The 24,638-nt window shown below is 62.6% G+C and carries 24 protein-coding genes; 16 read left to right on the top strand and 8 right to left on the bottom strand.

The features are described from left to right. The first annotated feature begins 141 nt into the window (after positions 1–141). The 7 genes from LJE63_05530 (at position 142) to LJE63_05500 (ending at position 7,630) form a co-directional block, all read left to right on the top strand. Positions 142–513: a type II toxin-antitoxin system VapC family toxin gene (locus tag LJE63_05530; protein ID MCG6906068.1), complete on the top strand. Its 372-nt coding sequence runs from the start codon at positions 142–144 to the stop codon at positions 511–513. An 84-nt stretch (positions 514–597) separates the two neighbouring features. Further along, positions 598–900 carry a hypothetical protein gene (locus LJE63_05525; protein MCG6906067.1) on the top strand — a complete coding sequence of 101 codons (303 nt, stop codon included), beginning with the start codon at positions 598–600 and terminating at the stop codon, positions 898–900. A gap of 154 nt (positions 901–1,054) precedes the next feature. Beyond that, positions 1,055–1,675: a LysE family transporter gene (locus tag LJE63_05520; protein ID MCG6906066.1), complete on the top strand. Its 621-nt coding sequence runs from the start codon at positions 1,055–1,057 to the stop codon at positions 1,673–1,675. 59 nt (positions 1,676–1,734) lie between these two features. Then, complete coding sequence (locus LJE63_05515; protein MCG6906065.1) at positions 1,735–3,081, top strand: PAS domain S-box protein; 1,347 nt, start codon at positions 1,735–1,737, stop codon at positions 3,079–3,081. Between the two features lie 106 nt (positions 3,082–3,187). Then, positions 3,188–3,652 carry a hypothetical protein gene (locus LJE63_05510; GenBank protein ID MCG6906064.1) on the top strand — a complete coding sequence of 155 codons (465 nt, stop codon included), beginning with the start codon at positions 3,188–3,190 and terminating at the stop codon, positions 3,650–3,652. A 112-nt stretch (positions 3,653–3,764) separates the two neighbouring features. Then, on the top strand, positions 3,765–6,497 hold the full coding sequence (locus LJE63_05505) for a DEAD/DEAH box helicase (GenBank protein MCG6906063.1): 2,733 nt from the start codon (positions 3,765–3,767) through the stop codon (positions 6,495–6,497). Positions 6,498–6,556: 59 nt separating this feature from the next. Then, positions 6,557–7,630: a hypothetical protein gene (locus tag LJE63_05500; protein ID MCG6906062.1), complete on the top strand. Its 1,074-nt coding sequence runs from the start codon at positions 6,557–6,559 to the stop codon at positions 7,628–7,630. A gap of 128 nt (positions 7,631–7,758) precedes the next feature. Here the strand turns inward: LJE63_05500 and LJE63_05495 are convergent, their stop codons facing one another. Then, on the bottom strand, positions 7,759–8,154 hold the full coding sequence (locus LJE63_05495; GenBank protein ID MCG6906061.1) for a diacylglycerol kinase: 396 nt from the start codon (positions 8,152–8,154) through the stop codon (positions 7,759–7,761). Between the two features lie 71 nt (positions 8,155–8,225). Then, the gene (locus LJE63_05490) at positions 8,226–8,708 is read right to left on the bottom strand and encodes a phosphatase PAP2 family protein (GenBank protein ID MCG6906060.1); all 483 of its coding nucleotides are present in this window, start codon (positions 8,706–8,708) and stop codon (positions 8,226–8,228) included. A 1,010-nt stretch (positions 8,709–9,718) separates the two neighbouring features. On the opposite strand from LJE63_05490, the gene LJE63_05485 reads away from it, so the two are divergent. Next, positions 9,719–10,948 carry a hypothetical protein gene (locus tag LJE63_05485; GenBank protein ID MCG6906059.1) on the top strand — a complete coding sequence of 410 codons (1,230 nt, stop codon included), beginning with the start codon at positions 9,719–9,721 and terminating at the stop codon, positions 10,946–10,948. Between the two features lie 146 nt (positions 10,949–11,094). Here LJE63_05485 and LJE63_05480 read toward each other — a convergent pair whose 3' ends face one another. Next, a complete protein-coding gene (locus tag LJE63_05480) occupies positions 11,095–11,541 on the bottom strand; it encodes a hypothetical protein (GenBank protein ID MCG6906058.1) in 447 nt (148 codons plus the stop codon). Between the two features lie 266 nt (positions 11,542–11,807). On the opposite strand from LJE63_05480, the gene LJE63_05475 reads away from it, so the two are divergent. Further along, positions 11,808–12,578 (top strand): hypothetical protein, encoded by a 771-nt coding sequence (locus LJE63_05475; GenBank protein ID MCG6906057.1) that lies wholly within the window; start codon positions 11,808–11,810, stop codon positions 12,576–12,578. A 113-nt stretch (positions 12,579–12,691) separates the two neighbouring features. Here the strand turns inward: LJE63_05475 and LJE63_05470 are convergent, their stop codons facing one another. Beyond that, positions 12,692–13,615, bottom strand: coding sequence for a L,D-transpeptidase (locus LJE63_05470; GenBank protein MCG6906056.1), 924 nt, complete (start codon positions 13,613–13,615; stop codon positions 12,692–12,694). Between the two features lie 245 nt (positions 13,616–13,860). Between LJE63_05470 and LJE63_05465 the strand changes: the two genes are divergently transcribed. Continuing rightward, the gene (locus LJE63_05465; GenBank protein ID MCG6906055.1) at positions 13,861–14,184 is read left to right on the top strand and encodes a hypothetical protein; all 324 of its coding nucleotides are present in this window, start codon (positions 13,861–13,863) and stop codon (positions 14,182–14,184) included. A gap of 2 nt (positions 14,185–14,186) precedes the next feature. On the opposite strand, the gene LJE63_05460 is transcribed toward LJE63_05465, so the two are convergent. Beyond that, positions 14,187–15,014, bottom strand: coding sequence for a L,D-transpeptidase family protein (locus LJE63_05460; protein MCG6906054.1), 828 nt, complete (start codon positions 15,012–15,014; stop codon positions 14,187–14,189). 183 nt (positions 15,015–15,197) lie between these two features. Then, the gene (locus LJE63_05455; GenBank protein ID MCG6906053.1) at positions 15,198–16,439 is read right to left on the bottom strand and encodes a lytic murein transglycosylase; all 1,242 of its coding nucleotides are present in this window, start codon (positions 16,437–16,439) and stop codon (positions 15,198–15,200) included. Between the two features lie 345 nt (positions 16,440–16,784). On the opposite strand from LJE63_05455, the gene LJE63_05450 reads away from it, so the two are divergent. The 6 genes from LJE63_05450 to LJE63_05425 are packed head-to-tail and all read left to right on the top strand — an operon-like array spanning position 16,785 to position 22,492. After that, the gene (locus tag LJE63_05450) at positions 16,785–19,580 is read left to right on the top strand and encodes a monovalent cation/H+ antiporter subunit A (protein MCG6906052.1); all 2,796 of its coding nucleotides are present in this window, start codon (positions 16,785–16,787) and stop codon (positions 19,578–19,580) included. Beyond that, complete coding sequence (locus LJE63_05445; protein MCG6906051.1) at positions 19,580–19,909, top strand: Na+/H+ antiporter subunit C; 330 nt, start codon at positions 19,580–19,582, stop codon at positions 19,907–19,909. The genes LJE63_05450 and LJE63_05445 overlap by 1 nt, the downstream gene beginning before the upstream one ends. Then, positions 19,906–21,402, top strand: a complete 1,497-nt coding sequence (locus LJE63_05440) for a monovalent cation/H+ antiporter subunit D (protein ID MCG6906050.1) — start codon at positions 19,906–19,908, stop codon at positions 21,400–21,402. Before LJE63_05445 ends, LJE63_05440 begins: the two co-directional genes overlap by 4 nt. Beyond that, entirely contained in the window at positions 21,399–21,887 is a 489-nt protein-coding gene (locus tag LJE63_05435; protein ID MCG6906049.1) for a Na+/H+ antiporter subunit E, read from the top strand. Before LJE63_05440 ends, LJE63_05435 begins: the two co-directional genes overlap by 4 nt. Next, entirely contained in the window at positions 21,881–22,150 is a 270-nt protein-coding gene (locus LJE63_05430) for a K+/H+ antiporter subunit F (protein MCG6906048.1), read from the top strand. Before LJE63_05435 ends, LJE63_05430 begins: the two co-directional genes overlap by 7 nt. A 9-nt stretch (positions 22,151–22,159) precedes the next feature. Continuing rightward, entirely contained in the window at positions 22,160–22,492 is a 333-nt protein-coding gene (locus LJE63_05425; GenBank protein MCG6906047.1) for a Na+/H+ antiporter subunit G, read from the top strand. 126 nt (positions 22,493–22,618) lie between these two features. Here LJE63_05425 and LJE63_05420 read toward each other — a convergent pair whose 3' ends face one another. Continuing rightward, positions 22,619–23,575, bottom strand: coding sequence for a hydroxymethylglutaryl-CoA lyase (locus LJE63_05420; GenBank protein MCG6906046.1), 957 nt, complete (start codon positions 23,573–23,575; stop codon positions 22,619–22,621). A 10-nt stretch (positions 23,576–23,585) separates the two neighbouring features. After that, entirely contained in the window at positions 23,586–24,107 is a 522-nt protein-coding gene (locus LJE63_05415) for a DUF6125 family protein (GenBank protein MCG6906045.1), read from the bottom strand. Between the last annotated feature and the right edge of the window lie 531 nt (positions 24,108–24,638).

Genomic DNA, 24,638 nt, shown 5'->3' with positions numbered 1-24,638 from the left:
ATTGCGGCTCCGGCCTGGCCAAAAAATGAGGGTTATCAAATATGAGGGGCGCATCGAGCTGATACCAGATCGGGATATTTCTGAACTTAGGGGTTTTCTCAAGGGAATCGACACACACTTAGAACGCGAGGAAGATCGGGTATGAATATTCTCGACTCCTCGGGTTGGCTGGAATATTTTTCCGACGGGCCGAATGCGGAACTCTTCTTACCTCCCCTCAATGACACATCCTCTTTAATTGTTCCCGTCATCACGATCTACGAAGTTTTCAAGGTCGCCCTTCGAGAGTCCGGCGAAAATGAAGCACTCCAAGTCGTTGCAGCAATGCAGAAGGGAAAAATTGTCGACCTTACCGCCGGTATCGCCATGAATGCAGCCAAGCTAAGTCTGCGGCACAATCTTCCAATGGCTGATAGTATCATTTTGGCTACGGCACAAGCATACGGATGTGTAATTTGGACGCAAGATTCAGACTTTCGAAACATTGAGAGTGTGAAGTATTTTTCAAAATAGACGAGTTCGGCCAACGAGTCTCAGCTGCTGGCGAATGATTTCAGCCTCACAACTCCAACGTTGGCGTAAAAATAGGATCAAACCATGTCATTTACAAAAGAGTCAACTGGGTACCAAAAGACAATTCTTTCCGATCTTCAAGGTGCATGGGGTCTGCTTAGATCTTCGGTAGTTGATGCGGCAGGATTCGAAGGATGGGATCGTGCAATATTCCATATCGACGAAGCAATGAGCTGGGAGACTGTACGAAACCTGCGAAGAATGCCACCGCTACTCTTGATCATCAGGAATATTTGTGTACAGGGAAAAACGCCGAAAGATGTTTTAGAAAATATTCGAGAGATCGATGAATTGCTAAAGGAAGTTCTATCGGAATTTATTAATTGATAATGTGTGGCGAGCCTTTTTGGCGCATACACCATTTTCATCTTTTACCCCACTTAGCAGACTCGTTCAACATGCGCATTGGCGCGGACAGCCAATTCCATGGCACTCATTGCCATCCGGTTATCCGGAGCTTAAGGATTCGATAGGAAAGAAAATGTTTCATATCCAGAATTACAGCAGTTTCATCATGGCGGTCGTCGCTTTTCAAATCATTCCGGGAGCGGGAACCATCACTATTTTGAATGCCACCGCCCGGCAGGGGGCTGGCGGCGGAATGAAAGCGGTTTTTGGAACACTTTCGGGGGATTTCATCTATATGCTGGCCGCAGTGCTCGGTTTGGCCGCGATTCTGAGCGCATATCCCGGTGTATTAAACAGTGCCCAATGGCTCGGAGCTGTCTACTTGGGTTGGATTGGTTTAAAACTTCTGCGAACATCAGTATCAGGCAACCCGACCGATACGTCCCCAGGGGAAGGAAATTGGGCCTATTTCCTGCAAGCTTTCGCCGTTAGCCTCACCAATCCAAAAGTCATCATTTTTTTCATGGCCTTTTTCCCCCTCTTTCTAAGCGCGGAGTCGACCCCGATGTCACTTTTGGCGCTGATGGGACATGTTACAGCCATAAGCCTTCTGTACCAAACCAGTTTGGTGCTGGTCGGCAATGCCGTCGCGCGGCGACTTTCCCAATGGCGATGCCTACGCTTGCTCGCCACGCGTTTGGCCGGAATCGCTCTGATTGGTTTCGGGGTAAAATTGGCTGTCAACAACCGGTGAACAAGCCGGCAGATCACTTGCCTTCAGCGGCTTGATGTCGCTGAACTTTGGACTGTCGCGTGAATCCACAAAAAGACACAGCGCGCCCATCGGATGACCGCATCCAAGCCATTCTGGTCACCCAGGTCTATGCACGATCCAACATCGGCATCCTGGCAACGGTCGTGAACGCATCGATCCTTGTCCTTATTCTGTTGGGCCAGATCCAGCGGTGGAAATTGGTGGTGTGGTTTTCGATGGTATTGGGGATTTCCCTGGTCAGGCTTTTTTTGAATCTGCAATTTTTTAAGACCCCCGACCGGGAAGCGGAAATCCGCCGATGGGGGCGGCTGCTGTGGATCGGTCTTGGCGCCATGGGCCTTTTGTGGGGGTCTACGGCGATCTTCCTTTTTCCGGCGAACTCGGTGGCCCACCAGGTGTTCGTCGCCTTTGTGCTGGCCGGCATGGTCGCGGGGGCGGTTGGCGTCTTTTCACCGCTCATCCCCGTTTTCCTGACGTTCAGCATTCCGGCGCTGGCGCCCATCACCATCCGCTTTCTGATGTTCGGTGACGCCCTTCACCTGGCCATGGGCGCGATGACGGTGCTTTTCGCCTTGCTGACGTTCACGACGGCCAAACGCATCAACAGCTCGATCAAGGAACTCGTCGTATTGAAGGAAACCTTCGCCGATCAGCTCGTCGAGCGAACTGATGAATTACAGCGTGTAAACACGCATCTCCGGGAAGAGATCGAGGAACGCGAGCAGGCCGAACAAGCGCTGGCGAACTCGGAGCGGCGACTGACCGACATCATCGAGTTTCTCCCCGATCCCACCTGGGTGATCGACACCGACGGCAAAGTGATCGCATGGAACCGGGCCGTGGAGAGGATCACCGGCATCGACAAAAAGGACATGATCGGAAGAGGCGGCTACGCCTATGCGGTGCCGTTCTATGGAGAGCCCCGCCCGATGCTGATCGACCTGGCGCTTAGGCGCGACGCGCACTGGGAAAAGGATTATTTGAGCCTCAAGGAGGAAGCTGGGGTGTTGGTTGCCAGCGAATCTTTCCATCCGTCCATGGAGGGCGGGGCGCGATATTTTGCGTCCACCGCCTCCAGGCTCTACGATGCTCAGGAAAATGTGATCGGTTCCATCGAGTCGATCAGAGACATTACCGCCGCCAAGCGTCTGGAAAAAGAACGCGAGAGGCTGATCGGGGAACTGCAGGGGGCGATCGCCAAGATTCGAACCCTCAGCGGCTTGCTGCCGATCTGCGCCTCCTGCAAAAAGATCCGGGATGACAAAGGCTACTGGAATCAGATCGAAACATTCATCCGGGACCATTCCGAGGCCGAATTCAGCCACGGTATCTGCCCCGATTGCGCCAGGAAACTCTATCCCGACTTGGATTTCTCCTCCGAATAAGCCGGGAAATACTGGTTCACAGCCAGAGGGCTAAATTGGAAAAGGCGGAAAACCGGGAGAGGCCAATACTCGATCTTGAAAAGGGCGTGATCTAAATTGGTGCGCGATGAGCCAACAGCCCAAAAACCCAAAAGCGCTTGTCAGCATCGGAACCTACCGCGACGACAAACTCTATCCGCGGGTGACGCGCGCCGTCGAGAAGCTGCTGGCCCGCGGGAAGGTTGTGGCCCCGGCGGACGTTCTCGTCGCCATGGGGCTTCTAGACCCGAAGGACCTGGAAGCCTGGCATCGCGGCCGAATCCCCTACCTGGAGAAGGTGGTCAACTGCAATCTCACCCGCCTGTCGCGGCTGCTGCGGATCCTGCGGTTTCACGCCCACGACCTGAATCTCGTGCCTTCGGTCACGGCCTACATGCGCCGGGGCAAGGGGCCCGCCCAACGCCTGCGGTTCACCAAGACCGGGGACCCGAAGCTCGAGGAGGCCTACGCCAGGCACTTCGTGTGGCCCGGCAAGGGGCCGTTTCACCCTCCCGGGGAAAGCCACAGGAAACCCCGTGTGAGGGAATTATAAAAAAAATGACGCCAGTGCCATCACCGCTAAACACCCGGGCCGCAGCGCTGCGCGCAATCCCGAGGCCGCAGCGGCTCACCAAGAGTGCGCCGCATGCGAGGGCAAAGCGCCCGTGAGTCAGCCGCCCCTGGATGACGCCCGCCACGGCGATGAAACCCTGGTCTGCCGCCTAACCCCCAGCGGCCGAATCGATGTCCGGCCGGGGGCGCCCGAGGACGGCCCTCCAATCGCGGCCAAGACCGCCGAGCGGATCCTCGCGGCCTTCGGCACCGACCGCGGCCACGGCGTGCTGCATCTCGGGGCGGCGGAGCTTTTGAGCGATCTTTCCCCGGAGCTGGCTTACTGGCGCGATCTGGGGCGCCTTTTCGTCGGCCGGGTGTGCGCTGCGCTGGACCCCACCGACCCGAAAACCCTGGTCGTCCCCGAACCGGACCCCGACGAGCTCGCGGACCTGGCCCAGGCCGCACCCCCGATGCAGGGCGCCGAGACCCTTTCGGCGGCACTTCTGGGGGAGATCTGGTCCGACATGGGAACCGCGCTGTCGGCCCAGGCCAAGGAACAACCGGACGGCGTCCAGGGCTACCTGCAGAAGCACAGCTCGGTCTGGCACGTGGTGGGCCGTGTCTGCTTCCACCTGGCCGAGAACAAACGTGATCCGGCCTATCCCTTCGCCTTTCTCGCCACCTACGTGCACCGGGTCTCCAAGCAGGCCAAGCCGCAACACCTGCCGCTGGGCAGGGCCCTCAAGGACTACGCCGGGGCCCGAAACCGGCAGAAGCTGCTCGCCCTGCTGGCCCCCCTCTCCCGAACCGCCGCCCGGAGCACGTTCATCCGCGAGCTGGTGGAGTCCGGCGACATCTACCACCCCCTTTCCTGGACGCCGCGGGAGGCCCACCGCTTCCTCTGCGAAATCGCCCTCTACGAACAGGCCGGGCTGGTGGTGCGCATGCCCGACTGGTGGCGCGCCAAGAACAGACCCCGGCCCAAGGTCTCGGTCGCGGTGGGCGGCAAGGCGCCGTCGAAACTCGGGATGGAAGCCCTGCTGGACTTCGATGTGACGCTCACCCTGGACGGCGAGAAGCTCACCCCGCGGGAGGCCGATGAGATTCTTACCGCCAGCGACGGCCTGGTGCTGATCAAGGGCAAATGGGTCGAGGTCGACCGCGACAAGCTCTCCCAGGTGCTCGCCCAGTGGCGCGACGTCCAGCGGCAGGCCCAGGCGGGCGGCGTCAGCTTCGGTGAGGCCATGCGCCTGCTTTCCGGCGTCCGCCTCGGCGGCGATGACCAGGCGGCCGAGGACGCGCGGCCGGAATGGTCGGAGGTCATCGCCGGCAAGTGGCTTTCAAAACGCCTGGAAGACCTGCGCTCACCCGAGCTGCGAGCGGAGATCGAAGCCGGGGCGGGGTTGCGGGTGACCCTTCGCCCCTACCAGAAGCTGGGGGTGCAGTGGCTTTCGGCCCTGCGCAGCCTGGAGCTGGGCGGCTGCCTGGCCGATGACATGGGCCTGGGCAAGACGATCCAGGTGCTGGCGATTCTTTCCATCAGCCGCCGCAACCGGGGGCAGGGGACCGATCTGCTGGTGGTCCCGGCATCGCTGGTGGACAACTGGCGCCTGGAGATCGAACGCGCCGTCCCCGAGCTCAAGGTGCTCATCGCCCACCCCTCGCACATGCCCTCGGACGAGTTGAAGAAGCTGCCCCAAAAGCGGGTGGCGGCCCACGACGCGGTGATCACCACCTATGGCACGGCCATGCGCACGGCCTGGATGAAGGCCTTCCCATGGCGCAGCCTGATCCTCGACGAGGCGCAGGCCATCAAGAACCCCGGCTCCAAGCAGACCCAGGCGGTCAAGGCGATCCCGGCAGGCTGGCGCCTGGCGCTGACCGGGACGCCGGTGGAAAACCGCTTGGGCGATCTGTGGTCGATTTTCGACTTCCTCAATCCCGGCCTGCTGGGCTCAGCCAAGGCGTTCAACGCGCTGTGCAAGTCCATGGCATCGCGCCAACAGGGCTACGCGCCGCTGCGCCGGCTGGTGCAGCCGTACATCCTGCGGCGTCTGAAGACCGACAAGCGCGTCATCGCCGACTTGCCCGACAAGACCGAGGTCAACGCCTTTTGCCTGCTCAGCAAACAGCAGGCCGCACTCTACCAGCAGTCCGTGGAGGCGATGCGCCGCCAGATCGAGGCGCTGGAGGGGATCGCGCGCCGCGGCGTGGTCCTGGCCTTTTTGATGCGCTTCAAACAGATCTGCAACCACCCCTCGCACTGGCTCGGCGACGGCGGATACGAGCCGGTCGACAGCGGTAAGTTCACCCGTCTGCGCGAACTGGGTGAATCCATCGCCGCCCGCCAGGACAAGCTGCTGGTCTTTACGCAGTTCCGCGAGATGACCGAACCGCTGGCCGGGTTTCTGGCCGAGGTCTTCGGCCGCGGCGGCCTCGTTCTGCACGGTGGCACGCCGGTCAAAAAACGCCAGGGGCTGGTGAGAAATTTTCAGGAAGACGACCGCGTGCCCTTCATGGTACTGTCGCTCAAAGCCGGCGGCACCGGGCTCAATCTGACGGCGGCCTCGCACGTGATCCACTTCGACCGCTGGTGGAACCCGGCGGTGGAAAACCAGGCCACGGATCGCGCCTTCCGCATCGGTCAGAAGAAAAACGTGCTGGTTCACAAGTTCGTCTGCCGGGGCACGCTGGAGGAGCGCATCGACCAGTTGATCGCCGGCAAGCAGAAGCTCTCCGATGAAATTCTGTCCGGCGGCGCCGAATCGGCCTTGACCGAGATGAGCAACGCGGAGCTGATGTCGATGGTGGCGCTCGATCTGAAGAGCGCCCTCGCGGAGTAGACCCTAAAGCGCGGTCGGGACGCCATCCCGCAGCGCGCATGGCAAGCAGAGGTGAGCCCATGGGCCGGAGATCCTACGGCAACTGGCGACCTTACGTGCCGGTGGCCGAGCGCCGCCGCCAGGCGGCGAAAAAGGCCGCCAAGATGAAAAAGGCCGGGCACGACCTGGCACCGATCGAAATCACGGGGCGCAAGATCGCCGCCACCTTCTGGGGCGAGGCGTGGTGCCAGAACCTGGAAGCCTACAGCGACTACGCCAACCGCCTCCCGCGGGGGCGGACCTACGTACGCAACGGCTCGGTCATCGACCTGCAAATCGAGGCCGGCCGCGTGTGCGCCCTGGTCAGCGGATCGCGCATCTACGAAGTGGAGATCGGGATCGCGCCCCTGGCCGAGAAGCAGTGGGGGGAGATCAAAGCCCGCTGCGCGGGTCAGATCGACTCCCTGGTGGAGCTCCTCCAGGGGGCCATCGCCACGGGTGTAATGGCGGTCGTAACCCGCAAGGGCGAGGGGCTCTTCCCCTCCCCGAGTGAGATCACGATCGGCTGCTCGTGCCCCGATTGGGCCACCGTGTGCAAACATGTGGCCGCGACCCTTTACGGCGTCGGCGCCCGTCTGGACCACGAGCCCGAACTGCTGTTCACCCTGCGCGGGGTGGACCCGGCCGAGATGGTCGCGGCCGCGGTCGATCAGCCGCCAGCCGCCGGCAAGAGGCGCAGGGGCCGGGTGCTGGAAACCGAAGGCCTTTCGTCTCTCTTCGGGGTCGACATCGACATGGGCGGCGCCTCTGCGGACGATGATGCCGTCCCGGCCGAACCGGCTGCCCGCAAAAGGCGCGCCGCTGTGGGCGCCAAGCGGCCGCCGTCCAAGGCAAAGCCCCGAAAAGCGGCTTCAACGCCGGCAAAACAAAAGGTTACACCCCCCAAGCCCAGCAACAAAAAGGCGGCGGCCAAGCCGGCTGCGGCGGAAAAGGCCGCGGTGAAGAAAGCAGCCGGCAGGAAAGCCGCGACGAAGCCACCATCAGCGAAAACGGAGGCCGGCGAGAAGACCGCTCCCAAGAAAGCGGCGGCCAAGAAGCCCACCACGAAAAAGCCGGCGGCGCCGAAAACCGGTAAAACACCCCGAAAAAAATGACATCGAACGGGACAACCGAGGCGAGCCCGTGAGGGCCCCCCGGCCAAGGCGACCGAACCGCCCGGCTGCAACACCGCGGCCGCCCTCGCAAGGGGCCTTGGTACCCATCGGGGAACCTGCAGGCGGGCTCAAGGGAAAATCGAAAAGAGCCGCAGCAGCTCATAGGTTTCGATGCCCAGAATGATCCCCCACAGCAGGATGCTGACCCCGGCCGCGGCGGCGGAAATGTCCTTGATGACCTTGACCTTGCGGCTTTCCTGGGCGGTGATGAAGTCGCAGAGGGCCTCGATGGCGCTGTTGAACAGCTCCGCCTGCAGCATCATGGCCGTCGCCGCCGCCAGGAGTAGAAAATCAACCCACTGCCGAAAAAAGAAAAAGACCGACAGCACGGCCACCGAGATGATGAGCTTGTAGGTGACGCTGAAGTCGTAGCGAATGGCGTACCTCAGGCCCGAGAGGACCACCCCGACCTTTCGGATGGGATGGAAACCCGATTCACCCGTACCCAGGAATTTGTTTCTCAAAGAGTCCTCTCCTTGCAGGGGCGACGCCGATCGCCGGCGGGCCATGCATTTCGGGTCGCGCTAAAATCGCCTCAGAGCCTTGGTGCGGAACACTTCAGCAGCCAGTTCAAGGCCAGCACCCAGGCGACGCCAAGTATCGCCCCGGCGACGACGTCCGAGATATAGTGAACCTGGAGGTAGACCCGGGAAATTCCCACCAGTGCCGCCGTTATGATCAGCGTCCCCCAGACCAGCATCCCTGTGGGGGTGGCAACATCCCGGCTGGCGGCCACGGCGCAGGCAAGGGCGAAGGCCACGGCCTGGGCAGTGTGGGCGCTGGGGAAGGAAAAATCCGGGGGCATGGCCACCAGAAGCTCCGGAACATCGGGACGCGGCCGGGCGAAAAGGCGCTTGAGCCCATGGACCAAGGCCGAGGCCCCCAGCAACCCCCCGAAAACGAGCACGGCATCGGTTCCTCTGCCGCGAAGCCACAGGATGCCGGCGATGACCACGGCAAGGGGGAAGAGCACCCAGGCCGAGCCGGCCCAGGTCACGATTTTGAAAAACCAGTCCATCAAGGCCCTCCTTTCCGGGGGTCCCGAAAAAAATCGAGGCAAAGAAGTCGCCGCAGGGCAGCGCCAATCCCACGGACAGCCATGCCTCGCGGAGCAAGGCGAAAGCCGCCGTTGCCGCTCTTCATGTGGAGCGCCACCCGCCCACGCCCGCACCTCCTCGATTGGACGTGATTTCCCCCGTAGCCTGCAACCTGGCGGAGCCTTCTTGACAAGGGCGGGTTGTGGGCTTACCCCTAAGTTGAATAGAGGCAGGGTTATCTTTCCCCGTTTCATTCCAGGTAAATCGCCACCCCACTAGCCCGAACAACGACTCTCGTAAGGCTTGGGAACCTGCCCGAAACATTTCCCGATCCCACCGGTCGATGGGCCCCTTATACCTCACCGCAGCGAGGACGAGCTCTGTCGACCAGCGTTGAGGTGCCATTCAGACGATCCCCAGACCGCTACCGCCCTGGATCTTTTTCCTGCCCCGACCCAGAGTCGGAGACTGATTCGCAGCACGATGAGGTAACCATTTCCGATCATCGGGAGACTTGCCGAAGAATCCTTGCACTGCCAGCGATTGAAACACTCACCACGCCGGACCTTGGCGGCGTCCAGGGCTGTGGGCACGCCGGGCCACACCCTGCAAGTTCACCATCATGCCGGGTCCAAACCCGGGCCATCCGCCCCAGTCGCTGCGCGCCCGGCTAATCTTCGCTTCTGGCAAAACCACGGAAGGAGGCTTTCCATGGCACATAAGATAATCGATTGGTTTTTTCAAGCCGGCGGCGGGGAAACCAGACCCGGCTTTCCCACCGCGGGGCCGAAGGGCATTCGCCAGCGGAAGCCGCTGACCCTTGCTAAACTCAAAAGGTGGAATCAATTCGGGACGTGAATTCAGCACCTCAGCGGCGGGGATTTCAGGTGTCGTCCGTCCCTTTGGGCGGTGTGACCCTGTCGCTGTTCGACACTGCAACTCTTCCGCCGCCGATTGATTTCGACCTTGATGGGACATAAGGAGGATTCACATGAAAACGATTTCTCCACTTGGTATTTTGATCGTTCTTTTTTCCTGCCTTGTGCCGGCTTTCGGAAATGCCGACTGTCCGGAATACACGTTCGTAAAAATTGCCGACAGCGCCACGCCCGTGCCGGGTGGCAGCGGCGACAGCTTCGATGGCCGCAGCCTGTCCTTGCCGGCCCTAAATTCCCTCATGGTCGCTTTCCGCGCTGACGGCGGGGGGGTGGACGGTGTTTTTGCCGGCGACGGCGCAACTCTCGAGCCTGTGGTCACTGCAGGTGAACCTGTGTCCGGTGGCGGCACCATCACGACCATTTTCAGTGATTTCGCCTTCGGTGAAGGGGTTCTCGACATCATTGCACTGGCCTCAAGCGGGCTGCGCGGAATCTACAGCGCCGACTCAACCAGTTTGAACAAGATCGTTCAGTTCGGCGAACCCGCACCGCCGGGGGGCACTTTCTCCACCATCTTTTTCGTCAGCCGTCAAGGGGCGAACCTGGCGTTTCAGGCCAACATTACCGGTGGACCGGGAGTTGCCGGTGTGTTCACCAGAATTGCAGGCGCCACCGAACTGGTGGCCGACACGGCAACCCCGATGCCGGGGTCAGCGCCCACCGAATTCGGCAGCTTCAGCGACCCTGACATCAGTGGCCAGAACGTCGCCTTTTGGGGCGGTTTTGGTCCCCTCTCGGGTGTTTATGCCCGCATCGACGGGGCTCTGACAAAGATCGCCGACAAAAACGATTTTGTGCCCGGCGGTACCCAGTTGTTCACGAGTTTCTCAATTCCAGTGATCAGCGGGCGCCAGGTTTTCTTCCGCGGGGTCGGCGACGGCAGCGGAATTTATGTCGGAGACGGCGGGGCGCTGGGCGTAATCGCCCAGACCGGTGACCCGGCTCCGGGCGGCAGCACCTTTTCCGGTTTTGGCCAGTTCGTTTCCGCCGACAGCGGTGAGCTGGCTTTCAGCGCCAGCGGCAGTGGCTTCAGCGGCCTGTTTGTATCGGGGTCAGACGGGCTTTGCCGGGTCATCGACACCGACACCCCGCTTGAAGGCAAGGATGTGACCCAACTCTTCATGGGAAGGGATTCATACGCGACGGGAAGGCTGGGGTTTTTGGCTGTTTTTTCAGACGGCAGTCGGGGAATTTATCTTGCCAAAAAATTGCGGATTGCCTCAGCACCCAATAAAATTCCTGTTGGTGCGATTTTCCTTCTTTTGGACGATCCAAATGAGTGATGAAGCATGCAACCCGACATGCCCCCCGGGGGTGTGGTTTCCGGGGGGGAGGGATCGCGTCATCGGTGGCCGCTGGGGTCCACAGAAGCCGGCGGGTCCTGCCCGCCTCGTCCTGGCTGCAACGGGTGCGGCTGCGTTTGGTTATCTTAGAGGTAATGGATCTTGTCGGCGCCCAGGAGCGCTTCGGCCGCCTGGGGCAGCTTCACCGGGGCGATGAAATCCTCGATTCCGGCGGTATCGTCCACGCTCTTGCCGGCACCGTCGATCACATGGAAAGTGCCGCATGAGACAATGTTGACGCCGAGTTGGTTTTTCACGAAACGTGCAAGCTGCTCCAGATTGTCCGGCAGGGCCGAAGCGGCAAGACCCTCCACCTGCCCGGCGATCAGCTCTTTGACCTCACCCTGGATCGGCAGTTTGGCGAGTTCTCCCTTCTTGGTCATCGCCACGCCGTATGGGCCGTAGTAGATGGTCACGCTGGGGATCTTGGCCGAATGTTTGGCCAGGAAAGCCACCACATAAGCCGCATAGTGATTGTAGGGCTTGTCCGTACCGCTGTTGACCACAATCAAAAAATTTTCCGTTTTTGCCATTTTTTCCTTCCTCCACTCACACCTTTTCAAGAATGCAGCAACACCCGTATGCAAGCCACAGAGCAAATGATCCGAACGAACCCCAGATATGCCCCGATGATAGCCGACCCGGCAAGCGTCACTAGTCAATGCGCCTGGGATCATGATTTTGCTGCTTCACTATGCCAAGCCGATGACGGGGTGTCAAGGGCGGCGGCAACGGAAAGGCAAGGGTTGTGGTCAGCGGTTTTGGTTCATGAATTGCCGCCCCGTCATCCGGACCGAAAATGACATCCGGCACGGCACCAAAGCGCTTGACAGCTGCTCCCCGCCGCCGTTATGAGGTTCCCATGAACCGTGTTTTTCGCTACGTGCTTCTCTCCATCCTCCTGGCGCTGATCGCCGCGTGCGCCCGGTTGCCGGAATATGCCCGGCCGCGCATGGTTCAGACGGAGGAACCGGATAAGGCGCTCGCGACGGCCTTCCCCTTCCGGCCCCTCACCCTGAATGATTTTCGCGCCACCTCCTTGTCGGAACACCAGCTGACGCATGGCGACCGGATTAAAGCGCATTCGGCGATCATGATGCGCGTGACCGCCGATTCAAGATTCAAAATCACTAACGGGGATTTTTTTGGCCAGCGATATTTCTTCGGTAAGGTTGAACATCTGGCTTTCGAAGCCGTCATGCTGCCCGATCGATCGTGGTGGAACCCCACCCTTGCGCCCAATATGCGGGGCTATGTGCTGCAGCACGAACAAATCCACTTCGCGCTCACGGAGATTGCGGCCCGCCAGTTGACCCGGGACACCCAAAAATGGGCAGCCGAGGTTATGGTGATCCAACTGACCCCGCAGGCGGTGCGCGCGGAATTGTTTCGCCAGGTCAAGGAGAAGATCAACGCCGCCATGGAGGCCAACCTCAAGCGGCATGGGGAGTTCGACGAGGACACCTCCATGTCTTTCAGCCCCAGATGGCAGCAGTGGTGGTTCGACACGGTGGAAAAGGAGCTCGAGCAGACCCACCGGGGTCGGTCTGATCCCAGGAAGACCCCTTAAACCCCCCGGTCTTTGGAATGTCACGTCAGAAACGGCGCCCGGAAAAGCGGCGACGCATGCCCGCAGACGAGCCACAATCCGGCGCCATCCTCCTGGCGCGCCAAGACAGCAGGCTATCGCCCGCCATCCAGGCGGGGCATCCCGCCGGAGGAAAGGGCGGCGACAATCGCAGTTCTGACCAATTCGTAGGCCGACCCCGGCGCTGCCCCATCCGCGATCGGCCCCTCGGCGCTGTCCAGAAAAGACATCTCGCCGTCCGCATTGCGGTCCACGAGGACCAGGGCCGGAAGGTTCGCCCCCTCGCCCTGGACCACGACCTCCAGGGACAATCCATGCGCCCCGCCCTCTCTCACGGTTACGCCGGTCCGGCCCAGCCGTGTCCGCAGATCGGCCTGGTATGCGCAGACCCCGTCAGGGCAGACCGGCAGGCCCTGGTCGTCCAGGTTGCGCACCTGGGTGAACGGCCTGATGAGGCCGAAGAGGTTTTGGGCGCTGTTGAAGATGAGCACCGGGTCCCCGGGCCGGCAAAGGTTGAAGAGCACCGCCATATCCGAGTTGTCCAGGGCGACGCAACCGTCGGTCCAGTCCCTCTCCGTGAACTCCCCGAATTGCCGGTACACCCCCCCGCCGTGAATGGCGATGGCGCAGCCCAGCCCCGTGTCGCACGGCGCCGGGCGGGATCTGCGCGCGGCCTTGAGAATCCTCCCGTATTCCTCCACGGAGACGATGCCCGCGGCCAGGCCCCGCTGGGCATCGGCCAGATTCGGGAAGGAAAGGCCCAGGGTGCGGTAAAACCGGGTCCGGCTCTTCTTGTAGGTAATGAAATAGTGGCCCTCGGGAGTCGCCAGATCGTTGATCCTGCGCTTGTCCGAAACGGGGTCGATGCCGAAGGTGGCGGGGAACCGGGCCACCTGCCGGCCGTCGACAAAGACGCTCAGTTTCTGTGCGGCTTTGTCGATGACCAGGACTCTTTTGGGCGCCGTTGAGGGGTCAGCAGCCAGGGCACTGGTCACGGAAAAAGTCAGCAGCAACGTCAATAGCAATTGACTTCTAAAATCGGGAGGGGGTAACATACGGTCCTAAAAGGGTAATGGTAACACTCAGGGCCTCGGCAAAAAACAATTCCACCTATAGCTTGTCTTTTGGCCCGTCCTCGGCGTTACCTCCGCCGGCACCTATCTCGATATGCGCCGACGGGTGTGCCTTGATGATGAACCAAAATCCTTCGCCATATTGTGGCATTATTTCTTGCCGCGACCCTCAAAACAAAGGAGGAGGAACGATGATGACGAAAAAAATGACCCAAACGTTGTCCATGACGCTGTTTTTTGCCGCTTTCTTTCTTGGGGCGCTTGCGGGATGTGCCAGTCTGAGCCAGGAGGACAGGGCCCTGCTGGAAAGCACCCGGCAGTCGGCCGAGGAGGCCAAGGCCGCGGCGGACAGGGCCGAGGCGGCCAGCCAGAGGCTCGAAGAGATGGGCCTGCGCATCGAAAAGGCGGCGGGCAGCGCCGAGCAGTCGGCCACCAGGGCCGAGATGGCGTCCGAGCGCGCCGAGGCCGCGGCCCTGAAGGCCGAGCGCATCTTCGACAAGTCCCTTAAAAAATAGCACTACTCCTTCCGGAGCCGCGCCACGGCCATAGGCACCCCCGTCTTCTCGTCCAGGGCCCCTAAGAGGGCCTCGCGATCGACATCCAGGGTGCCTATGGCCATCTCGTAATCCAGGAGCTCCTCCACGACCTTCTCCAGGGGCGAAACAAGCCTTTCCTCGAAATCCTCGAAGACCTGGATCCACAGCTTCCCGTTCCCCCAACCGAACTTGACGGGCTCGTAGACGACCTTGACCACGGCGCCCACCGGCACCAGCGGGTAGAGTGCGCCCACGTCCTCCGGGTACATGCGGATGCAGCCGTGGCTGACCCTGCGGCCGATGCCCCAGGGCTTGTTGGTCCCGTGGATGGCGTAGAGATTTCTGGAAAGTCGGAAGACGAAATCCCCCAGCGGGTTGTCCGGGCCCGGCGGAACTTCGGCCGGCAGATCCGGCTCCTCGCTGCGGATGGACTCGGGCACCACCCAGGTCGGGTTGGGGGTCTTGCTCTTGACCTTGTATTCCCCGATCTCCGTCAGGTAGCCCTCCCGACCGATGCCGATGGGCGCGGTGAAAAAGAAGTCATGCCCGCCGTTGTCGAAAAAAAAGTAAAGGCGCATCTCCGCGAGGTTCACGAGCACGCCGGATTGCGGGCGTTCGCGGGGCAGCACAAAGGTCAGGGGCAGGCGCACCAGGCTGCCCTGGGGCGGCACCCAGGGGTCGATGCCCGGGTTGGCCGCGATGATCTGGTTGTACCCGAGCCCGAACTCACGTGCGATGTCAAGCAGCGTGTCCTGCTCGCGGGCCTGCACCATGCGCGTGACGCCGTAAACGCCGGTCCCGGGTTCCATCAGGAAGCTCCGCAAGGCAAAGGAACACCCGGGATAAAAAACCGCCAAAACCAGAACCATCGCTGCGATCAGAAATGGGATGCACCGTTTCATGAGCAATCGCGCCTCAAGCCGGTCAGAGGATTATTCGCCGTGCCACAACCCGGCGGAGGGCTTTCCGGAAAAAATCCGATCGACCCTTTTTCACGGCAGGGCTGCCGCTGCCGCCCGCAGTCTTTGAAGCAAAGCCGGCTCGGGATAGCCGTCAGGCGGCAACCCATGCTTCTGCTGAAAGGCGCGGATCGCGGTGCGTGTGCGGGAACCCGGCAGGCCGTCCACGGCACCGGCCTCGAAGCCGAGGCGGTTTAGAAGTTGTTGGATCTCCCCGATCGCGTCGCGCGAAAGCGGCTTGTGCTCCGCCTCCCGACCCGTCGCAAGCTCAGGCAGCCCGGCGATGCGGTCCGCCAGATGGCCGACGGAGAGGGCGTAGTTGATGGAATTGTTCCAGCGCATGATGGTACGGAAGTTGTCGTAAACCAGGAACGCGGGGCCTTTGTGGCCCTGGGGCAGCAGGATGGCGCCTTCCCTTTCCAAGTGCGGCAATGGCTTGCCGTCAGTCCGCTGCACCCCAAGCGCCGACCACGCCGTCAGCGTCTTTTTGATCTGCATCTTGGCCGACATCAAGTCGAAGTCCCGCGGCAGGAGCACCTCCCAGCCCCAGGGTTCCTGCGCCCGCCAGCCCAGCTTGAAAAGGAAATTGGCCGCAGATGAGAAGGCATCCGGCAGGCTGCCCCAGATGTCCTTGCGCCCGTCACCGGTCCGATCCACGGCGTAGCCGATGAAGGTGGAAGGGATGAACTGCATCTGCCCCATCGCCCCGGCCCAGGAGCCCGTCATCGCAGCCGGCGCGATGTGCCCTTCCTCGAGGATCTGCAGCGCCCCGAGCAGCTCTCCCCGGAAGAAACGGGCGCGGCGCCGGTCGTAGGCCAGGGTCGCCAGGGCGTCGATCACAGGGAAGCTGCCCAGATAGTCGCCGAAATTTGTCTCCAGTCCCCAGAAGGCGATGAGATAGCGCGGCGGAACGCCGTATTGGGCATAAATTTCGTTCAGCAGGTCGCGATGTTTCGCCAGCAGCGCCCGGCCGCGTTTCACCCGCTCGTCGCTGACCCGCTGACGGAGGTAGGACCAGAAGGTCTGGGTAAACTCGGGCTGGCGCCGGTCCAGTTCGATCACGGCCGCCAGCGGCGCAATATCGGCCAGGGCCGCGTCCAGGGTGGCATCCGAGATGCCTTTGCCGCGCGCCTCGTTGCGCAGCAGATCCAACCAATCCCGGAAAGCCTGTCCGGAAGCCGCCTCTTCCGCCGCAGCATTGCCGGCCTCCTCCCTGGCCTGCGCGCTAGCCTGCCATGACGCGAGCAACACCGCCACAGCAATCGCCGCTGCCAACGCAAACCTCCAGAGATGCATTGCGCTCCCCAAAGCCATCCGAGCTTCTCCTCGCCGCCCACGATAAATCGCCGATTAAAGTCGTTTAAAGTAAGTACCCGCCAAAATCAAGATGCTGTTTTTTCCGGTCAGGGTCGTGGTAAAAAATAATTCCACAAGATGGCGCCGGATTTTGGTTCGAACTTGCACTTTCGCAGCAGGCCATGTAAATAACCCTCATCTTCAGGCATCCAGGGCAATACGACACTGCCGTGTCGCCGGGGGTTCTTTGAAGGGACAATTCCCGCGGGCACGTCCCAGCACCACCGCCCCCGCCGGCATGCAACAGCCGGCCACCGTAGAAGCATGAATCTCCTGCTTGTCATTGCGTTTCCCCTCCTGGGCGCCCTGCTGCCGCCCCTGGCCGCACGATGGGGGCGCAACGCCTGCACCTGGGCGGCCCTCGCCGTTGCGGCATGCACCCTCCTGCTGGCCGCCTCGCCCATCCTGCACGCCTTTCAGGGGACCCCGGCGCAGGTGCAGCTCTCCTGGCTGCCCGGGGCGGGTCTCGACCTGAGCCTGCGCCTGGACGGGCTCTCCGCCCTGTTCGTGATGCTCGTCGCGGGCATCGGCGTGCTGGTCGTCCTCTACGCCCGCTACTACCTTTCGGAAAAGGATTCCCTGGGCCGTCTTTACGGCCTGCTGCTGGTGTTCATGGCCGCCATGCTCGGGGTGGCCCTGTCCGACAATCTGCTCCTGCTGCTGGTCTTCTGGGAGATGACCTCACTCTCCTCCTTTCTGCTCATCGGTTACTGGCAGCATCGCGCCGATGCGCGACGGGGCGCCCGGATGGCCCTGATCGTCACGGGCGCAGGGGGCCTGGCCTTGCTGGCCGGCTTCCTGCTACTGGCGCAGGCGGCCGGGACCTACCGGATATCCCTCATCCTGCAGCGCGGCGACCTGATCCGGGATCACACGCTCTATGCACCGGCCTTGGCGCTCATCCTGGCCGGGGCCTTCACCAAGTCTGCCCAGTTCCCCTTCCATTTCTGGCTGCCCCGGGCCATGGCGGCGCCCACGCCCATCAGCGCCTACCTGCATTCGGCGACCATGGTCAAAGCGGGGGTCTTCCTCCTGGCCCGGCTCTACCCGGCTCTTTCCGGCACGGACCTCTGGTTCTTCGCCGTGGGCGGCATCGGCCTGACCACCCTGATCGCGGGGGCCTGGATCGCCCTTTTCCAGCACGACCTCAAAGGCCTACTGGCCTATTCCACCATCAGCCACCTGGGCCTGATCACGCTGCTCTTCGGCCTGGACACGCCCCTGGCCGCCGTCGCCGGGGTTTTCCACATCGTCAACCACGCCACCTTCAAAGCCTCGCTCTTCATGGCCGCGGGCATCATCGACCACGAGACCGGCACCCGCGACATGCGCCGCATCAACGGGCTGTGGCGCTACATGCCCCACACGGCGACCCTGGCCATGGTCGCATCGGCGGCCATGGCGGGGGTGCCCCTGCTGAACGGGTTCCTGTCCAAGGAGATGTTCTTCGCCGAAACCCTGCACGCCAACCTGCTGGGCTCTGCGGGGTGGATCCTCCCCGTCGCCGCCACCCTGGCCGGGGTGTTTTCGGTGGCCTACTCGGCCCGTTTCATCCATGACGTCTTCTTCAATGGCGAGCCCCGGGACCTTCCCAAATACCCGCCCCACGAGCCGCCGCGCTTCATGAAGATCCCCGTGGAGATCCTGGCGGGCCTCTGCCTGCTGGTGGGCATCCTGCCCGCCATGACCGTGGGCCCCTTCCTCGCGGTTGCCGCGGCGAACGTGGTCGGCCGCGACCTGCCGCCATACAGCCTGGCCCTTTGGCACGGCTTCAACACCCCCCTGCTGATGAGCGTCGTGGCGCTGGGCGGTGGACTGGCCCTCTATGGCATGCGCCGGCGCCTCTTCGCCTGCCACGAAGCCATGACGCTGCGACCCGACGCGGCCGCCATGTTCCGTGCCGCAGAAGGGTTTCTCAGCCGGATCGCCGGCGACGCCCAGGGCTTCCTGGACAACGGATCCCTGCAACGCTCCGCGGGGCTGCTCCTCACCGCCGCGGCCGCGGCCATGCTCATACCGTTGGCCCCTGCCGTCGCCGGCATGCAGATTCCCGGCACCCCAGTGGACACCCTGTCCCTTATCGGCGTAACGCTTCTGCTGGCCGCCGGTCTGCTCACGGTGCTATGGCGCAGGCAGCCCCTGAAGGCCGTTGTCGCCCTGAGCGTGGTGGGCCTGCTGGTTTCCCTGGCGTTCGTGCGTTTCTCGGCCCCTGACCTGGCCCTGACCCAGCTCTCCGTCGAGGTCGTGACCATCATGCTCCTGCTGCTGGCGCTTTTCTTTCTCCCGCAGCGCCACGCGTCCGAGTCCCCGCCCTGGCGCAAGGTGCGGGACCTGGCCCTGGCCTCGGCAATGGGCTGCGGGGTCGGTTTCGCGGCCTGGGGCATGCTGACCGGGCCCCACGCGTCCATCTCGGGCTTTTTCATGGATCAGAGCATACCCGGCGGCGGCGGGAAGAACGTGGTCAACGTCATCCTGGTGGACTTCCGGGGTTTCGACACCCTTGGGGAGATCACGGTCCTGGCGGTGGCCGCCATCGGCATTTTCGCCCTTCTGTACAACCTGCGACTGCCCGTACCGCAGGCCGACCAGAACGGACGGCCCTGGGCCGGCGAGCGGCACCCGCTGATCCTCTCTCAGATGACGCGCTTTCTACTGCCGCTGGCCCTGCTGGTGGCGGCCCACCTTTTCCTGCGCGGGCACAACGCCCCCGGCGGCGGGTTCATCGCCGGCCTGGTGGCGGCCGTGGCCCTGGTCCTGCAATACATGGCAAGCGGCATCACCTGGACCCAGAAGCAGTGGCGGCAGGCCTTCCACCCTCTCATCGCCACCGGCGTCCTCATCGCGTCGGCCACGGGAGCCGTAAGCCTCTTCCTGGGCCGGCCCTTTCTGACCTCGGCTTTCGGGCACGTTCACCTGCCTGTGATCGGGGAATTCGAGCTGGCCAGCGCCATGGTTTTCGACCTGGGCGTTTTTCTGACCGTGGTCGGGGTGATCCTGCTGATCCTCGCCAACCTGGGCAAATTGAAACGGCGCAGCGCGCGCGCCGGGAGGGAAGCCTAATGGAAGCCCTGGCCGCACTTGCCGTTGCCGTGCTGACGGCCTGCGGGACCTACCTCGTCCTGCGCGCCAGAACCTTCACCGTGGTCCTGGGTCTGTCGCTCCTGTCCTATGCGGTCAATCTCTTTCTTTTCTTCAGCGGGCGGCTGGTGACAGGCGCGCCTCCCCTGGCCGGAGGCGCCGGGCCAACGGCGGACCCCCTGCCACAGGCGCTGGTCCTGACAGCTATCGTCATCGGTTTCGGCATGACCGCCTTCGTGGTCATCCTCGCCCTGCGGGCGCGGGGCGAACTCAACAACGACCATGTCGACGGCAAAGGAGACGTCCCGTGAACCACCTGATCCTGGCCCCCCTGCTCCTGCCCCTGGCCGCCGGCATGATCAACCTGCAGCGCGTGCGCAAGGGTCTTGCGGCCCAGCGGTGCGTGTCGATCGTCTCCACGGCAGGGGTCCTGCTGGCCGCCATCCTGCTGACGGCGCGGGCCGCCACGGGCCAGATCGAAACCTACGCCCTGGGGGGCTGGCCGGCACCTTTCGGCATCGTACTGGTCCTGGACCGGCTGAGCGCCCTCATGCTCCTGGTCACGGCCCTGCTGGCCCTGCCCGTCCTGGTCCATGCCTGCGCCGGCGACGACCGCTGCGGCAGGGACTTTCACGTCCTCTTTCCCATCCAGCTGTTAGGCGTCAACGGCGCCTTCCTGACCGGCGACCTCTTCAACCTCTTCGTCTTTTTCGAAATCCTCCTGATCGCCTCCTACTGCCTGGCCCTGCACGGCTCGGGGCCTGCACGGACGCGCGCCGCCCTGCGCTACGTGGTCCTGAACCTCGTCGGCTCCAGCCTCTTCCTCGTCGCCCTTGGCGCCGTCTACGGCGCCTGCGGCACCCTCAACATGGCCGATCTGGCCAGGGCCGTGGCAGGCGCCTCCCCCGAGCAAATCGCGCTGCTGCGCGCCGCTTCGCTTCTGCTGCTGACCGTTTTCGGTCTCAAGGCCGCCGTGCTGCCGCTCATGACCTGGCTGCCGGGCCTATACTCCGCCGCGCTGCCCTCCGTGGCCGCCCTCTTCGCCATCATGACCAAGGTCGGGGTCTACGCCGTCCTGCGCACCCAGTCCCTGATCTTCACCCCGGGCGGGCCGCTTCCCGAGGCCGCCGGGTTGCTCCTGCCCCTGGCGCTGGCCACCGTGGTCTGGGGAACACTGGGCATCCTGGGCGGCCAGAGCCTGCGGGAAATCCTGGCCCACCTGGTCATCGTCTCCGTGGGGACCCTGCTGGCCGGCATCGGCCTGTGGAACGCGGCCGGCATCGCCGCGGCCCTATACTACATGCCCCACACCACCCTGGTCAGCGGCGGCCTTTTCCTGCTCTCAGGTCACATCGCCCGTCAGCGCGGTCCCGTGGGGGACACCTTGGCCCCCGGGCCGCCCCTCTCCCAGGCCGGCAGGCTGGGAACGGCCTTCCTGCTAGGAGCCATGGCCGTGGCCGGTCTGCCGCCATCTTCGGGCTTCATCGGCAAGGTTCTGCTCCTTCAGGGGGCCACGACCGGACAGGCCTTATGGGTGTGGACGGTTGTCCTAGCCGGCGGCCTGCTGGGCCTGTGGGCCCTGGCGCGCTGCGGCAGTGTAATGTTCTGGAGAACCGAGGGGGTATCGATCTCCGGGGCACCCGTCTCCTGGACCGGGCTCGCACCGGCGCTGGCGCTTCTCCTGGCCGGCCTTGCCCTGGCGGTCCTGGCCGACCCGGTGGCCCGCTACGCCGGTGAAGCCGCGGCACAGCTCATCAACCCCGAAGCTTACATCCAGGCCGTCCTGGGAGGGGGGAGGCCATGAAGACCTGGTTCCCGCAGCCGACCTTCAGCCTGTTTCTTTGGCTCGTCTGGCTTCTGCTGGCCAACTCCGCAGCACCGGGGCAGATGGTCCTCGGAGCCGTGTTGGCGGTAGGCCTGCCGCTTTTCACGGCGCGGTTTTGGCCCGACAGGCCGCGCATGGCCCGCCCCCTGGCCGTGGCGGCCTACATCGCCGTGTTTCTCTGGGACATCGTCATCGCCAACCTCGCCGTGGCGCGCCTGATCCTCGGCCCGGCCCGGCGCCTGCGCCCGGGTTTCATCCACCTCCCGCTGGACCTCGGAAACGATTTCGCCATTACCGTGCTGGCCCACACAGTCTCGCTTACCCCCGGAACGGTCTCATCCGGCCTGGCCCCGGACCGCAGCGCCCTGCTCATCCACGTCCTTGACCTGGACGACGAGGCCGAACTGGTTGCACGCATCAAGACACGTTACGAAGCCCCCCTGAAGGAGATCTTCCCATGCTGACCATCGCCATCCAGGCGGCCTTCTTCTGCATCGGCGCCGCCCTGGTGCTGAACTTCTGGAGACTGTGTCAAGGCCCCGGCCTGCCCGACCGGATCCTGGCACTCGACACCATGGCCATCAACACCATCGCCCTGCTGGTCCTCCTGGGCATCCACCAGGACCTGACGGAATTCTTCGAAGCGGCCCTGCTGATCGCCATGATGGGCTTCGTCGGCACCGTGGCCCTGTGCAAGTACCTCCTGCGCGGCGACATCATCGAATAGGAGTGGCCCATGACGTCAAACGTTCTCGAAGCGCTCATCTCCCTCTTCCTGCTGATCGGCGGGGTCTTCGCCCTCATCGGCTCCATCGGCCTGGCCCGCCTGCCCGACCTCTTCACCCGGTTGCACGGGCCGACCAAGGCCACCACCCTGGGCGTCGGCGGCATCCTCATCGCCTCAGCCCTGCATTTCAGCGGCCGCGGGGAAGGCCTGAGCCTCCACGAACTGCTCGTCACCCTCTTTCTCTTCGCCACCGCCCCGGTCAGCGCCTACCTCATCGCCCGCGCAGCGCGGCACCTGCGCGAACCCTCCGGCCAGCGGGACGGCCGCGAAGGGTCGCGGTAAGAAATAATTTCACAAGATGGCGCCGGATTTTGGTTCGTCACCAAGGCACATGCGTCGGCGCATATCGGGATATGTGTCGGCGGATGCAACGCCGGTGACGAACCAAAAGACAAGCAAGAGGTGGAATTATTTTTTGCCGCGGCCCTGACCCCGTGGCCGAGGGCCGGCGCTGCACCCCTTTTGGTCCGCAAATTCGCAGGCGGCACAGGCGGGGGAGTCGCATCGGGGCAGGGAGCGCCGCTCAGGGATCAGAAACGGGTCCAGAAGGTGGCGGGCCTGGGCCAATTTCCGCCGGTCAACCCCCACCGTCTCGCCCTGGCCCTCCAGGGCCGCCACCACCGCTTCGGTGGCCACATTGCCCGTGGCCCCCGGGGCGAAAGGACACCCCCCAAGGCCCCCGACGCTGGCGTCGAAGATCCGGATCCCCCGCGACCACGCGGCCACAACGTTTTCGCACCCCCTGCCGTAGGTGTCGTGGAAATGAACGGCCACCCTGTCCAGCGAAACCTTTGGCAGCAGAAGATCGAGAAACCTTTTGACCTCGTCCGGGGAGGCTTTGCCGATGGTGTCTGAAATCGAGACCTCATTTACGCCGATCTCCAAGAGCCTTTCGGCCACGGCGATCGCGGCCTGCGGCGGAATCCTGCCCTCGAAGGCGCACCAAAAGGCGGTGGAGATATACCCCCGCACCGGAAGACCGGCACGCTGGGCGCCCGCCACCACCGGCTTGAAGCGCCGAAACGATTCCGCAATGGAGGCGTTGATGTTTTTGCGGTTGAAGGTCTCGCTGGCCGCGGTGAAGATCGCAACCTTGTCGGCCCGGGCCTCGATGGCGCCCTCAAGCCCCTTTTCGTTGGGCACCAGGGCCGAATAGACCACCCCCTCCTGGCGGTCAATCCGCCCAAAAACCTCCCGAGCATCGCTGAGCTGCGGCACCCAGCGGGGCGAGACGAAGGCGCTCACCTCGATTTCCCCCACCCCCGTCAGGGAAAGGGCATCGATGAAGGCGATCTTGGCCTCGGTTGGAATGGGTGCGGTCTCGTTTTGCAGCCCGTCCCGGGGTCCGACTTCAACTATCTTCATGCGCCACCTCCTAACTTTTATCTTCAGCCAGGGTAAAGCGCCAGCGACAGGTCATCTCCGGCGGATGGGGGTCCGGCGGGGCGAAGAGGCATTCAACCCGAATCCGACGGTCGACCTCCCGGGCAAAACCCTCGAATTCGCGGCGGTGCATCTCCTTGCAGACATACTCCCCCAAACCGCGTTTTTTCCGGGCTTCCTGGGTCGGGCAGACCGGCACGGAGATGAGGACCTCCCCGGGGCGTTCCTCGATCTGATACCCCACAAGGATCGTCCAGGGAAAATACCGCAGGGCCTTCACAAACCCCTCCAGGCCCTTTTCCCGGATGCCGAAGCGGGCAATGAGATCCCTGGCGCCCATGCCAGCGACCCGTCCCCAAACCCGCTCATTGATCCGCTCAGCCGTGGCCTGATCGAACGCCTCCGCGACCTTGATGAACCAGAAGGCGTCCACCACCCGGTAATGCCACAGCAGAAAGCCGACATATTCCCGCAGCTCCGGCGCCTCCATTTTTTCAAACAGGGTCATATCCATGGTTACCCCCCCCCCTTGAAACCGAGTTTGAACACCCCGATTTTTATTTCTTAACGATTTCAACCTGCTATAAAAGGCAAAAGATGCAGCATATTACAAAATCCATACAGATAAATCAAATATTTGCTGGATCCGCAAAAAGCATTTTACCCTGCGATGTGGTGTTATTCAGGTATAGTAAATGGGCCGTGATCAGCCCACTTTCCAAGAAAATGTCAACCGATACCAATTCCTTGACATCAAAAGGGATCGGTGCGATCAACCTTTTCGAGTCAGCGATCAGAACAAAGCCAGATTAGACCTGCCCCTCGATGAGGTAAATGGATTTGGGCGAAATAACTCCACAATTTTGGCTTCAATGGCTCAGCCAAGATAATACTTTGAATAATAAGAGGTTTTTATAAGACCCACAGTCCCAGGAGGCGGTAATGTATAAATTCATTCACGCAGCCGAAGTGCACCTGGATAGTCCACTGCGAGGTCAATCGAAATACGAAACCGCACCTGTTGAATCCATTCGTAATGCCAGCC

It is taken from the genome of Desulfobacteraceae bacterium (assembly GCA_022340425.1).
Lineage (GTDB): Bacteria > Desulfobacterota > Desulfobacteria > Desulfobacterales > JAABRJ01 > JAABRJ01.
Note: the sequence above shows the minus strand (reverse complement) of the source record. Positions and strands in the feature narration are given on the sequence as shown.